The sequence below is a fragment of the Geodermatophilus marinus genome (assembly GCF_003428645.1).
Lineage (GTDB): Bacteria > Actinomycetota > Actinomycetes > Mycobacteriales > Geodermatophilaceae > Geodermatophilus.
This window is the reverse complement of the sequence record NZ_QVQH01000010.1, coordinates 149595-158344: the sequence shown is the minus strand read 5'-3', so window position 1 is coordinate 158344 and position 8750 is coordinate 149595. Positions and strand designations below refer to the sequence as shown.

At 76.1% G+C, this 8750-nt stretch carries 10 protein-coding genes; 3 read left to right on the top strand and 7 right to left on the bottom strand.

What is annotated here, in order from left to right; all coding sequences use genetic code 11:
* Positions 1 to 239: 239 nt before the first annotated feature.
* Positions 240 to 980 (bottom strand): GntR family transcriptional regulator, encoded by a 741-nt coding sequence (locus tag D0Z06_RS13445; RefSeq protein WP_233517663.1) that lies wholly within the window; start codon positions 978 to 980, stop codon positions 240 to 242.
* A 160-nt stretch (positions 981 to 1140) separates the two neighbouring features.
* Between D0Z06_RS13445 and D0Z06_RS13440 the strand changes: the two genes are divergently transcribed.
* On the top strand, positions 1141 to 1707 hold the full coding sequence (locus D0Z06_RS13440; protein ID WP_117377932.1) for a TetR/AcrR family transcriptional regulator: 567 nt from the start codon (positions 1141 to 1143) through the stop codon (positions 1705 to 1707).
* An 82-nt stretch (positions 1708 to 1789) separates the two neighbouring features.
* Here D0Z06_RS13440 and D0Z06_RS13435 read toward each other — a convergent pair whose 3' ends face one another.
* Together D0Z06_RS13435 and D0Z06_RS13430 are read right to left on the bottom strand one after the other, a co-directional pair.
* A complete protein-coding gene (locus D0Z06_RS13435; protein WP_233517662.1) occupies positions 1790 to 2902 on the bottom strand; it encodes a metallophosphoesterase in 1113 nt (370 codons plus the stop codon).
* A gap of 214 nt (positions 2903 to 3116) precedes the next feature.
* On the bottom strand, positions 3117 to 4727 hold the full coding sequence (locus tag D0Z06_RS13430; RefSeq protein ID WP_117377930.1) for a CYTH and CHAD domain-containing protein: 1611 nt from the start codon (positions 4725 to 4727) through the stop codon (positions 3117 to 3119).
* Positions 4728 to 4861: 134 nt separating this feature from the next.
* Between D0Z06_RS13430 and D0Z06_RS13425 the strand changes: the two genes are divergently transcribed.
* Both D0Z06_RS13425 and D0Z06_RS13420 read left to right on the top strand, forming a co-directional pair.
* Positions 4862 to 5872: a PRC and DUF2382 domain-containing protein gene (locus tag D0Z06_RS13425; protein WP_117377929.1), complete on the top strand. Its 1011-nt coding sequence runs from the start codon at positions 4862 to 4864 to the stop codon at positions 5870 to 5872.
* Between the two features lie 106 nt (positions 5873 to 5978).
* Positions 5979 to 6344, top strand: coding sequence for a DsrE family protein (locus D0Z06_RS13420; RefSeq protein ID WP_117377928.1), 366 nt, complete (start codon positions 5979 to 5981; stop codon positions 6342 to 6344).
* Here the strand turns inward: D0Z06_RS13420 and D0Z06_RS13415 are convergent.
* Genes D0Z06_RS13415 through D0Z06_RS13400 form a run of 4 tightly spaced genes read right to left on the bottom strand, consistent with a single transcriptional unit; the run spans position 6338 to position 8749 of the window.
* Positions 6338 to 7150 (bottom strand): nitrilase-related carbon-nitrogen hydrolase, encoded by an 813-nt coding sequence (locus tag D0Z06_RS13415; RefSeq protein ID WP_117377927.1) that lies wholly within the window; start codon positions 7148 to 7150, stop codon positions 6338 to 6340. The genes D0Z06_RS13420 and D0Z06_RS13415 overlap by 7 nt on opposite strands.
* Entirely contained in the window at positions 7147 to 8337 is a 1191-nt protein-coding gene (locus D0Z06_RS13410) for a pyridoxal phosphate-dependent aminotransferase (RefSeq protein WP_117377926.1), read from the bottom strand. Before D0Z06_RS13410 ends, D0Z06_RS13415 begins: the two co-directional genes overlap by 4 nt.
* Positions 8334 to 8537, bottom strand: coding sequence for a hypothetical protein (locus tag D0Z06_RS13405; RefSeq protein ID WP_117377925.1), 204 nt, complete (start codon positions 8535 to 8537; stop codon positions 8334 to 8336). The genes D0Z06_RS13410 and D0Z06_RS13405 overlap by 4 nt, the downstream gene beginning before the upstream one ends.
* Positions 8534 to 8749, bottom strand: coding sequence for an RNA-binding S4 domain-containing protein (locus tag D0Z06_RS13400; RefSeq protein ID WP_199522300.1), 216 nt, complete (start codon positions 8747 to 8749; stop codon positions 8534 to 8536). The genes D0Z06_RS13405 and D0Z06_RS13400 overlap by 4 nt, the downstream gene beginning before the upstream one ends.
* Between the last annotated feature and the right edge of the window lies 1 nt (position 8750).

The following is an 8750-nucleotide window of genomic DNA, read 5'->3' as shown; positions in this document are numbered from 1 at the left end:
GCATCGGTAGAACCCGGCGCGGAATTCCCGCAGTCGATCGGCGGCCTCCGCGGCCGAGACCTCGCCAACGCCGCCTTGCGGGTGAACACTGTCCATCACGGCCACCGGTGATCGTTTGCAGCTCGCACCGGTGATCGTTTGCAGCTCGCAACTCCAAAGGATCACCCGGTGGCCGCCCTCATGCCAGCCCCCGGATCACGGTCCTGTCATTCGAGGACCCACGGGGTTAAACGACAAGCTCAGCGCCCGGGGACCGACACCTCGAACTCCACCTGGCTGACGTCCGGTCGCAGGCGGGAGAAGCTGTGCACCTGCGGCCGGCCGGCGCTGTCACGCACCGTCGTCCGCACCACCAGCAGCGGGGAGCCGGCCACCACGCCCAGCACCTCGGCCTCGTCGGGCGCCGCGGTGCCGACGTCCACGACGATGCGGGCGTGCGCCAGGTCGGCGTCGTACTCCCGGCGCAGGAAGTCGTAGAGCGAGCCCTCGCTGAAGTCCTCCTCCGCCGCGCGGGGGTAGACGTCGGCGGCCATGAAGCTGTGGGCCACGTGGTTGGGCAGGCCGTCGAGGCTGCGCAGCCGCACGAGCTGCACGACGTCCGCCGCCGGTTCCAGGCCCAGCTCGCCGGCGACCGAGGGCGGGACGGAGACCACCCGCTGGGTGAGCACCGTGGTGCCCACCTGGGCGCCCTGCTCGGTCATGACCGAGCTGAACCCGGCGATCCGGTGGACGAAGCTCTCGCGGTACTCGTGCCGGATGGCCGGCCGGGTGACGTAGGTACCCCGCCCCTGCTCGCGTACCAGGTGGCCGTCGGCGACGAGGCCGTCGACGGCGCGGCGCAGGGTGATCCGGCTGACCCCGTACTCGGCGCACAGCACCGGCTCGGGCGGCAGCAGCGTGTGCTCGGGCAGCGCGGAGACCCGGCGGCGCAGGTGCTCCCGGACCGCGAGGTACTTCGGTCCCGACACGGTGCTCGTCACGACGGCAAAGGTACTGGACGCCTAGACGTCTGGTCGTATGAGACGTCTCTCCGGTGGGTAGTGGTCCCGCCGTGTCCACCCGGTGGCGGTGCGTGGTGTGACCGGGACCACGGAACCCCGGCGTCCGGAAGCCTGTGCTCCCGGGTGAGGATGGCTCCTCGTGAGCGAGCCGCGGGAGCCCCGCACCCCGCGCTGGGAGCGGACCCACCGGCGCATCTACGAGGTCGCCATGGGGCTGTTCGCCGAGCACGGCTTCGAGGCGGTCACCGTGGCCGCCATCGCCGCCGCCGCCCGGGTGACCGTGCCGACCTTCTACGACCACTTCTCGAGCAAGGAGAACATCGTCCTGCCGCTCCCGGAGACGAGCGACGTCGAGGCCGTCATGGCGCTGCAGCCGCCCGGCCTCCCCCTCGGCGAGCGGCTCCGCCGGGGGATCCGCGGCTGGCTCGGCGCCGTCCAGGGCCGCGACCGGGAGGAGCTGCTGGACCGGTGGCGCATCGTGATCCGCACCCCCGGGCTGCGCAGCCGGGCGGCGGAGTTCGAGCGGCGGACGGTCGACATCGTGCTGGCCGCGCTCGGCGCCGAGCGCGACGCGACGGCGGCCGTCGTCACGGCGGCGATGTTCTCGGCGTACACCCAGATCCTGCTGCGGTGGGCCGAGTCCGACGGTGACGTCCCCCTGGAGGACCTCATCGAGGAGGTGCTCAGGGCGCTGCGGGAGCTGTGAGCCCGGGGCGCAGGGCGCTGCGGGAGCTGTGAGCCCCGGGGGGCGCAGGGCGCTGCGGGAGCTGTGAGCCCCGGGGGCCCGGTCAGGGCGCGCGCAGCTCCACGACGGTGACCTCCGGCCGGGCGCCCACCCGCATCGGCGGGCCCCAGAACCCGGCGCCGGAGGTGACGTAGAGCTGGGTGTCGCCGAACCGGTGCAGCCCCTCCACCGCCGGCTGGTCGAGCCGGATCGCGTAGTCGAAGGGCCACAGCTGCCCGCCGTGCGTGTGCCCGGACAGCTGCAGGCCCACCCCGGCCGCCCGCGCCTGCTGCACCTGGACCGGCTGGTGCGCGAGCAGCACCACCGGGACGGCGTCGTCGCGGCCGTCGAGCGCGGCGTCGAGGTCGGCACCGTGGCCGGCGACCCCCGAGCCGGCCGCCGTCCGGTCGTCGATGCCGGCCAGGTCGAGCGTCGCCCCGCCGCGGCCGATGGGCACCCGCTCGTTGCGCAGCACCCGCACGCCCAGGGTGGGCAGGTGGGCCAGCCAGGCGGCGGTGTCGACGAAGTACTCGTGGTTGCCGGTCACGAAGAACACGCCGTGCTCGCTCACCAGGTCGGCCAGCGGGGCGACCTCCTCGCGCAGCTCGGCGAGCTCCCCGTCGACCAGGTCGCCGACGACGGCGACCACGTCGGGCCGCTGGGCGTTGACCGTCTCCACGAGTCGCTCGAAGCGGCGGCCGCGGAAGGTCGTCGACAGGTGCGCGTCGGAGAAGGTCACCACGCGCAACCCGGACAGCGCCGGGTCGAGCCCGGCCAGCGTCACCGGCACCCGGCGGACGACGGGCGCCGAGTTGGCCAGCACCATGCCGGTGCCGGCGGTGCCCAGGGCCACGGCCCCGGCGGTGACCGCCAGGCCGCGGGCGAGCAGCAGCCGCCGGGAGGGGTCCGCGACACCGCGGTCCGCGACACCGCGGTCCTCCCGGACCGGACCGCTTCCCGGTGCCGTCCCCCGGTCCGGCGCCGGCTCGCGCACCTCCCCCCGCGCCCAGCGCCGCAGCACCAGCCGCACCGGTTCGAGGACGAGCAGGGTCAGGGCCGTGTAGAAGGCCAGGCCGAGCCAGGTGAAGCCGATCCAGTCCAGCGCGGTGGCCGCCGGGGTGACCGCGTCACGGCCGACGACCACCGCCGCGGCGGGCAGCAGGGCCAGGAGGACCACCGCGGCGGTCCCCCAGCGGCGGGCCCGGCCGGGTCGGGTGGTGCTGCGGACCAGCCGCCACCACAGGTAGCCGTGCAGCAGGACGAGCGCGAGCAGGACGACGGTGACGAAGCCCAGCAGGGCGATGAGGGACAGCGGTGCTCCCCGGTCGGGCGGACGGTGCTCGGGCCGTGGCGGTGCTCGGGCCGTGGCGGTGCTCGGGCGGTGGGGGCGCTCAGGCCTTGGCGGCCGCCTTGACCGCCGACCGCAGGGCGGGCCACAGGTCCCAGAAGTGCGCCTCGCGCGCGTCGGCGCGGGCCTCCTCCAGCGCGTGCAGCCGGCCGTAGGTCCAGGCGTCCTCGCCGGCGGCGGCGGCCTCCCGGCCCACCCGCAGCGCGTACTCCCGGGTCACCACGGTGTCCTGGGCGTCGCCCAGCACGTCCTGGACCTCCTTGGCGCAGGCGACCAACCCCTCGGCAGCGGCGCCCAGCACGGGGACGGCGACCTCGGCCGTGTAGCGCACCCGCTTGGCGGCCTTGCGCGCCTCGTGCAGCGCGTGGTGCCGCTCCTCGCCGGTGGTGTCCTCGGCGGCGTGCACGGCGCGCCGCAACCGCTTGCCGCTGCGCTTGACCGCGTCGGCGAGCACCACGGGGGCCGCCTCCCCGGCGCGCTCGCCGTGGAGGGGGTGGGCCAGCAGGGCGTCCAGCTCGTCGAGCAGCCGCAGGTAGCGGCGGTCGGTGAGGGCGCGCAGGGCCCGCCGCTCGCCGGCCTCGTGGTCTCGGTTCTCGGTCTGCTCGAGGCGGGCGGCGACCGGGCCGCGGACCAGCTCGGGCGGCTGCTCGGCGACCAGCGCCCGCAGGTGCTCGAGCGCGACCTCGCCGTCCCGGGCGCCGGACAGCTCGGACCCGACCCACTGCAGCTCGTCGCGCAGCGGGTCGGTCACCTCGCGGGCCAGCACGGTGCGGTAGGCGGCGAAGATGCTGCGCAGCCGGCGGCAGGCCACCCGCAGGTCGTGCACGCCCTCGGGGCCGCCGGTGCGGACGGCGATGTCCGCCTCGCGCAGGGCCGCCAGCTGACCGGCCACCGCGGCGAGGACGACGTCCCCGGCCGTCACCTGCCGGCCGGCGTCCGCCGCCTCCCGGGCCGCCTTCTTCGCCGCCTTCTTGGTGGCCTTCCCGCCGGTGCCGCCGGTGCCGCCGTCCGCCGGCACCGCCGGGACGTCCTCGGCGGCGCGGGCGGGGCCGAGCACGCGGGCCACCTTGGACGGCGAGGCCGACACCTCGGCGCCGGCCGCGACCAGCCGGTCGCCGACCGCCTGCAGCAGCGCCTCGTCGCCGTCGACGAGCTCGACCTCGATCTCCCGCCACGTCGTCACGGTGGCCGGCTCCCCCGGCTCGGCGGCGAGGGCGGTGCCCCGGACGGTGTCGTCGGCGACCTCGGCCAGCACCCGGCCGTCCTCCGCCTGCAGCCGCCGGACCACCCGGCGCGTGGACAGCGTGGCGACCGGTGCGGTCGTCGCCGTGCCCAGCAGGCCCAGCAACGGCGCCACGACGGCCTTCGGCGCGGTCCTCGCGGCCCGGCCGAGCGGCTGGTGCAGCTCCCGCCGGGCGCCGGCCGCGGCGGGCAGCTTCACGTGCCAGCCGGCGTCGGAGCCGCCGGTGCGCCTGCGCAGCGTGACCCGCGAGCGCAGCAGCCGCAGGTCCGGGGTGTCGTGGTAGGTGGCCTCGAGCTCCTGCTCCTCGGGCTCCCCGACCGCGGCCACCCCGTCCAGGTCCGCGAGGTCGGGGAGCTCGAAGGACTCCTCGGCCTCGAACTTGCGCTCGACCTCCACGTGGCTGGTGCTCACGGAGAGAACGGTAGGCCACCGACCTGCGGCCCAGCAGGTCGGCGGCGTGCGCCGCAGGCGATGTTCGACCTCTGCCCCGGGTGGGCACGTCGGGTCCGAGGAGCGCCGCCCGCGCTCCGGGAGGGAGGGCGACGATGCTCAGCGAACGCGAGCTGTCCGCGGCGATCGGGGCGACGGCGTACGGCCCGGACGGCGACCGCATCGGCACGGTGGAGCACTTCTTCACCGACGACCGGACCGGAGCGCCGACCTGGGTCGCGGTCTCCACCGGGCTGTTCGGCACCCGGCACTCGGTCGTCCCGGCCACCGACGCCGTCCTGGACGGGGGCGGGTTGCGGCTGCCGGTGACGAAGGAGGCCGTGCGCACCGCCCCGCACGTCCCCGACGAGCACCTCGACCCGGAGGCGGAGACGGTGCTGCGCCGCCACTACGGCCTGGAACCGGCGGGTGCGGAGACCACCGGCGGCGGGTGGACGCCGACGGGGACGGGGATGGCCCCGGCGGGCGCCGGGGACGACGTCCCCGACCGGACCGCGGCCGCGGCCGGCGCCCCGGCCGGTGGCGTGCCCCCGACGGTCCCCGCCCCGGTACCGGGGGCAGCGGTCGCCGCCGCCGGCCCCACGGCCGCCGCCGCGGGCACCGGGCCGCGGGCGACCGACGGCGCGACGACCCCGACAAGCGCAGTGACGACCCCGACCGGCGGAGCAGCGACCCCGACCGACGGCGCGATGACCCGCAGCGAGGAACGGCTCGACGTGCACACCGAGCGCGTCGCCGACCGGCGGGTGCGGCTGGTCAAGTACGTGGTGACCGAGGAGGTCCACCTCACCGTCCCGGTGCGGCGGGAGGAGATCCGGCTCGAGGAGGTGTCGGACGACTCCCCCGACCCGGGTCCCGGGGAGACGCTCGTGCCGGCCGGCACGGAGGCGCGTGGCGGCGCCGGCGCGAGGGCCGGTGGCGGCGCGGGCGCCGACCTGCCGGGCGAGATCGTGCTGCACGCCGAGAAGCCGGTGGTGACCGTCGAGGTGGTGCCCGTCGAGCGGGTCCGGCTGCGCACCGAGGTGGTCCGCGGGCAGGAGCAGGTCACCGACCAGGTGGTGCGCGAGCAGGTCGTCGTCGACGAGGACCGGCGTCCGGGCAGCTGACCGACCGCACCGACCCGGCGCACCGCCGCGGCTCCCGCGCGGGGGCCCGGCGGGCTAGGGTCCGGCGGCAGCACGGGGGCCGACTCCCACGCTGCCGGAGGACGTTATGGCCGACAAGGCCGTCATCAGCCTCACCACCGGGCTCGAGGACGCCGAGCGCGTCACCGTCGCCTTCCTCGTCGCGGTCGGCGCGGCCGAGACGGGTCGCCGGACGCTGGTGTTCCTCACCAAGGAGGCCGTGCGGCTGGCCCTCGAGGGGGTGGCCGTGGGCACCGCCTGCGAGGGCTGCCCCTCGCTGCCGTCCCTGCTGCAGCGCTACGCCGCCGCGGGCGGGCGCTACCTGGTGTGCCCGATCTGCTTCGACGCCAAGGGCCTGGACAAGGGCGACCTCATCCCGGGCGCCGAGCTCGGCGGCACCGTGCCGATGTGGCAGTGGATCGGGGAGGACCACGCCGTCACGTTCTCCTACTGACCGGCCCCCTGCTGCGCGGCGGCGGACCGCCGGTCGGGGAGGAAGGCGAAGCGCTCCCGGGTCGCGGCGACCTCGGCAGGGTCCACGTCGGCCACGACGAGGGTCTCCCCGCCGGCCGCGGTGGCCAGCAGCTCCCCCATCGGGCTGACGACCACGCTGTCACCGGCGTGCTCCGTCCCGTCGCCCGCGGTGCCGACCCGGTTGCAGCCGACCACGTAGGCCTGGTTCTCGATGGCCCGGGCCCGCAGCAGCGTGCGCCAGTGCACCCGGCGGGCGGCCGGCCAGTTGGCGGGGACGAGGTAGACGTCGGTGTGCGGCGCGGCGTCCCAGAAGACGTTCGCGAAGCGCAGGTCGTAGCAGATGAGGGGGGTGACCCGCAGCCCGCCGATCCGCACCGTCGCCGGCTCCTCCCCGGCGCGGAAGCGCTCGTGCTCCCCGCCGTGGGTGAACGGGTGCAGCTTGCGGTAGCGGTGCACCGTGCCGTCGGGGCCGGCCAGCACCAGCGAGTTGAACGGCAGCGCCGCGTCCGCCCCGGCCGCACCGCCGGGGCCCGGCGCCACCTCCGGGCAGCTGCCGGCCACCCACACGCCGTGCAGGGCGGCCTGCTCGCAGAGGAAGGCCGACGACGGCCCGCCCTCCGGCTCGCCGATCCCCGGGGTCATGGAGAAGCCGGTCGAGAAGGTCTCGCTCAGCAGCACCAGCTCCGCCCCCGCGCCCACCGCCCGGGCCACCTGCGGGGCCAGCCGCGCGAAGTTGGCCGCGCGGTCCTCCCAGACGATGTCGTGCTGCACCGCGGCGATCCTCATACGGCCATCCTGCCGAGTCGCTCGACGGCCTCGCCGAGCACGGCGTCGCTCTTGCAGAACGCGAACCGCACCAGGTGCCGGCCCAGGTGCGCGTGCGCGGGGTCGTAGAAGACGACGGTGGGGACGGCGACCACCCCGGCCCGCTCCGGCAGCGTGCGGCAGAAGGCCAGCCCGTCCCCGTCGGGCTGCACCGGCCGGACGTCCACGGTCGCGAAGTAGGTGGCCTCCGGGCTGACCACCGGCAGCCCGGCCGCGGTGAGCCCCTCGACCAGCACGTCGCGGCGGTACTCGAGGTCGCGGGCGGCACCGGCGAAGTACTCGTCGGGCAGGCCCAGCCCCGCGGTGACCGCGGGCTGGAACGGGCCGGCGTTGACGTAGGTGAGGAACTGCTTGGCCGTGCGGACGGCGGCCACCAGCTCGGCCGGGCCGCAGACCCACCCGACCTTCCAGCCGGTCACGTTGAAGGTCTTGCCGGCGCTGCTGATCACCAGCGTGCGCTCGCGCATGCCGGGCAGCGTCGCGAGCGAGGTGTGCCGGGCCCCCGAGAACACCAGGTGCTCGTACACCTCGTCGGTGAGCACGAGCAGCTCGTGCTCCATGGCCACCGCGGCGAGGGTCGCCAGCTCGGCGCGGCTGAAGACCTTGCCGGTGGGGTTGTGGGGGGTGTTGACCAGCAGCACCCGGGTGCGCGGGGTGACCGCGGCGCGCAGCTCGGCCGGGTCGAAGGTCCACGGCCCGGCGCCCGACGGCGGCGGGCGCAACGGCACCGGGCGCGCCACCCCGCCGGCCATCGCGACGCCCGCGGCGTAGCAGTCGTACATCGGCTCGAAGAGCACGACCTCGTCGCCGTGCTCGAGCAGCGCCAGCAGCGCACCGGTGAGGGCCTCCGTGGCGCCGGCGGTGACGAGCACCTCGGTGAGGGGGTCGTAGGCGTGCCCGCCGAAGCGCTGCACGTGCGCGGCCACCGCCTCGCGCAGCTCCGGGGTGCCGGGGCCGGGCGGGTACTGGTCGTGCGCGGTCCCGATGGCGGCGCGGGCGGCGTCGAGCACCTCCGGCGGGCCCGGGTAGTCGGGGAAGCCCTGGCCGAGGTTGATCGAGCCCGTGGCCACGGCCAGGGCGCTCATCTCGGCGAACACCGTCGTCCCGAAGCCCTGCAGCCGGCTGGACAGGTACGGCACGCGGGTCATGCGACGTCCTCCCTCCCGAGGCGGGCCGTGCGCCCGGCGACGCCGGCCCCGGTTCCACGTGGAACGGCGCTCACGCGATGCTGGTCGGCGCTCACGCGATGCTGGTCGGCGCTCACGCGATGCTGGTCGGCGCTCACGCGATGCTGGTCGGCGCTCACGCGATGCTGGTCGGCGCTCACGCGATGCTGGTCGGTGCTCACGCGATGCGCACGTCCCCGGCGCCGGGGACGCTGACGACGTCGCCGCGACGCAGCTGCCGGCCCCGCCGGTCCTCGGGCTCGCCGTTGACCCGGATGCCGCCGGTGAGCAGCACGTCCTTGACCTGCGCCCCGGTCGGCACCGCGTCGACGAGCTTGAGCAGCTGCCCGAGCCGGATGGAGTCGTCCCCCGGACGCAGCTCGACGGTCCGCACC